Source organism: Kitasatospora sp. MBT63, assembly GCF_000710465.2.
Taxonomy (GTDB): Bacteria; Actinomycetota; Actinomycetes; order Streptomycetales; family Streptomycetaceae; genus Kitasatospora.
In genome coordinates, this window is the sequence record NZ_JAIZ01000569.1 from 11301 (window position 1) to 12880 (window position 1580).

2 protein-coding genes are annotated in these 1580 nt (G+C 75.9%); one reads left to right on the top strand and one right to left on the bottom strand.

Going from position 1 to position 1580, the window contains the following annotated elements:
• Positions 1 to 212, bottom strand: a 212-nt coding sequence (locus AA75_RS29885; protein ID WP_033823423.1) for a dsRBD fold-containing protein, incomplete at its 3' end; no start/stop codon positions are given.
• A gap of 225 nt (positions 213 to 437) precedes the next feature.
• Between AA75_RS29885 and AA75_RS29890 the strand changes: the two genes are divergently transcribed.
• Positions 438 to 1580: CaiB/BaiF CoA-transferase family protein (locus AA75_RS29890; protein WP_082526920.1), on the top strand; the 1143-nt coding region annotated here is incomplete at its 3' end.

Sequence of the window (1580 nt, forward strand, 5' to 3'; positions counted from 1 at the left end):
GCCTTGTCGATCAGCGCGTGCGCGAGGTCCGAACAGGCCCGGGCCGCGGCCAGTTCCTCGCCGACCGCCATGTCGGGGGTGTCGTCGGGGCTGCGGCGGGCCGAGCCGGTGCCGACGGCGCCGGGGGCGCTGAAACCGCTGAGCTTTGCGGTGCAGGTGGTGCGGTCATCGTCCTCGTCGAAGTCCAGGTCGACGGTCCAGTGGTTGTGCATGGCGGTCACCTTCCGGTGGGTGGAGCCTCAGCCCCAGAATCCGCCTGCCCGGGGCGGTTCGCAACGAGGGCGGGCGGGCCCGGGTGCGACCCTTGTTACCGGCGGGTCAACTGCCTATCATCACGACTGTGACAGCTTCACTGTCAAACATGGCCGTACGCCGCCGCCCCGGCCGGGCGGACCGGCCCGGACCCGGGACACCGAGCAGTGCCAGGAGGCCGATCAGTGGCTGAGACGACCGCCCCCGGCCCGCTGGCCGGACTGCGGGTACTGGAGCTGGCCGGGATCGGCCCCGGCCCGTTCGCCGCCATGCTGCTCGGCGACCTCGGCGCCGACGTGGTCCGGGTGGACCGCCCCGGCCCGCCCCCGATCGGCCCCGACCCGGCCTTCGACCTCACCAACCGCAACAAGCGCTCGGTCCTGGTCGACCTCAAGAGCCCCGGCGGCCCCGGCCTCGTCCTCGACCTGGCCGCCCGCGCCGACCTGCTGATCGAGGGCTACCGCCCCGGCGTCGCCGAACGCCTCGGCGTCGGCCCCGAGGCGTGCCTCGCCCGCAACCCCGCCCTGGTCTACGGGCGGATGACCGGCTGGGGCCAGAACGGCCCGCTCGCCGCCCGGGCCGGCCACGACATCGGCTACACCGCCACCGCCGGCGCCCTCGGCCTGATCGGGCCCGCCGACGGCCCCCCGGGCATCCCCGCCAACCTGCTCGGCGACTACGCCGGCGGCTCGCTCTACCTGGTCATCGGGCTGCTCGCCGCACTGCGCCACGCCGAACGCACCGGCCGGGGCCAGGTGGTGGACGCCGCCATCGTCGACGGCACCGCCCACCTCACCTCGATCCTCTGGGGCCTGCTGGCGGCCGGCCAGTGGCACGACCGCCGCGGCGTCAACCTGCTCGACGGCGGCGCACCCTGGTACGACACCTACCGCACCGCCGACGACCGCTACATGGCCGTCGGCGCGCTGGAACCGCAGTTCTACGCCGAGTTCGCCGCCCTGCTGGAGCTCGGCGCGGACGCGCCCGCCCAGTACGACCCCGCCCGCTGGCCCGAACTGCGCACGCTGATCGCCGACCGCTTCGCCACCCGCACCCAGGCCGAGTGGACCGCCCGGTTCGAAGGCACCGACGCCTGCGTCGCCCCGGTGCTGACCCTCGGCCAGGCCGCCGAGCACCCGCACCTCGCCGCCCGCGCCACCTACACCACCCACGAGGGCATCACCCAGCCCGCCCCCGCGCCCCGCTTCTCCGTCACCCCCGGCGCGCTGCGCCGTCCGCCCACCCGGCCCGGGCAGCACACCGCTGAGGTCGCCGCGGACTGGGGCGTCGCCGCCCTCGCCCCCGACAGCGCCCCCGGCCAGGCCGCC